General features: G+C 55.2%; 1 protein-coding gene. It reads left to right on the top strand.

The genetic code is table 11. The annotated features are described in order from the left end of the window. On the top strand, positions 1–1,439 hold a 1,439-nt coding region (locus tag RTK01_RS16735), incomplete at both ends, for a VapE domain-containing protein (RefSeq protein ID WP_312282053.1).

Below are 1,439 nucleotides of genomic sequence, written 5' to 3'. Positions count from 1 at the left end.
ATCTGGTGCGCTTGCACAAATTCGGCGATCAGGACGACGACGCGGCGCCGGGTACGTTCACGAACCAACTGCCATCCTATAAGACCATGCTGGACCTGTGCAAGCGCGATGCTTCCGTCTCCGATCTGTTGAACAAAGAAAACGGAGAGAAGATTCTGGAAGCGTTCCAAAAAACCGAAACGGGGAATCTCGCTGCGGGAAATGACGCCCAACTCGCTATGTTTCTCGGTGGGCTGAAAGGCGAAGTGCTGACTACGGATGTTGTTCGCCATCTGATGGGGCTACTTGGTATCCAGATCAAACTGAACGAGGTCACTTGGCATGTGGAACTGTCCGGGTATCCTAAGACCTGGTCGCGCGCCAACGCGGAAAATTTGCTGCCTGTGCGGCTGCTGGATCACTTGCGTCTTGCCGGTGTAAAAGGTGCGGCAAAGAACACGGTCGCAGACTGTTTGGACGTAATCGCTGAAGAAAACCGCTTTAACCCGGTCACGGATATGTTCCGAAGTACACAGTGGGATGGCGTAGACCGCGTGCAGGAGCTTTACGACATCTGGGGTGTTAGTAGCGCTCTCTCTCGGACACTGATTCGCAAGTGGCTGCTGCAATGCGTGGCCATGGCCTGCAACGATGAATATGCCCCTCAGGGGGCGGACGGTATTCTTGTTCTTCAGGGAGATCAGGGCGTCGGTAAGACTAGCGCTCTGCGCCAACTGGTACCGCTGCCGCGCATGTTCAAGGAGGGGGCCAAGCTGGACCTGCGGGTAAAGGATACCTATATGCAGGCGCTAAATGCGTGGATCTGTGAGTTGGGAGAGCTGGATCGCACGACGGCCCGTGACAGCGCTGGGTTGAAAGCCTTTTTGACGCAGGACATGGACGAATACCGAACGCCGTATGCAAAAAAGGCCGTGCAGCGGCCCCGCAGAACGTCTTTCTGCGGCACGGTGAACCCCGGCGAATATCTGATTGACGACACCGGCAACCGGCGTTTTTGGACGGTATCGGTGAATCGTATAGACCTCAGTAGGCTCTTTGCAATCACGAACGAATGGAAAACCCAGCTATGGGCGCAGATGGCGTCAGAGTATCAGGCGTTGCCGGGGAGCTTCCGTTTGTCCAGCGACGATAGGAAATTGCTGGAGAACATCAACGTGGAGCACACGCGCTCGCTGGACTTTGAGGACGAGTTAAGGGACCTTCTAAATTTTGATCTGGACCCTGCGTTGTGGGGAGAGTTTACATCTGCGCAAATCGCGACCAAATTGGAAGCAAGACCGCCGGCAAATCGACTGGGCCGCGTACTGGCGAAGCTGGCGGCGGAAGATCCAAGAATCATCGCAAGACTGCGCGACGGGCGGAAGATGTATCGACTTCCCCTGTTGAGCAATTGTGTAGTTTCGACTTTTCCAACTGAAAAAAGGGAAGTGGAGCACCGA

The organism is Oscillibacter sp. (genome assembly GCF_031978065.1).
In the GTDB taxonomy this organism is placed as follows: domain Bacteria; phylum Bacillota; class Clostridia; order Oscillospirales; family Oscillospiraceae; genus Oscillibacter.
Note: the sequence above shows the minus strand (reverse complement) of the source record. Positions and strands in the feature narration are given on the sequence as shown.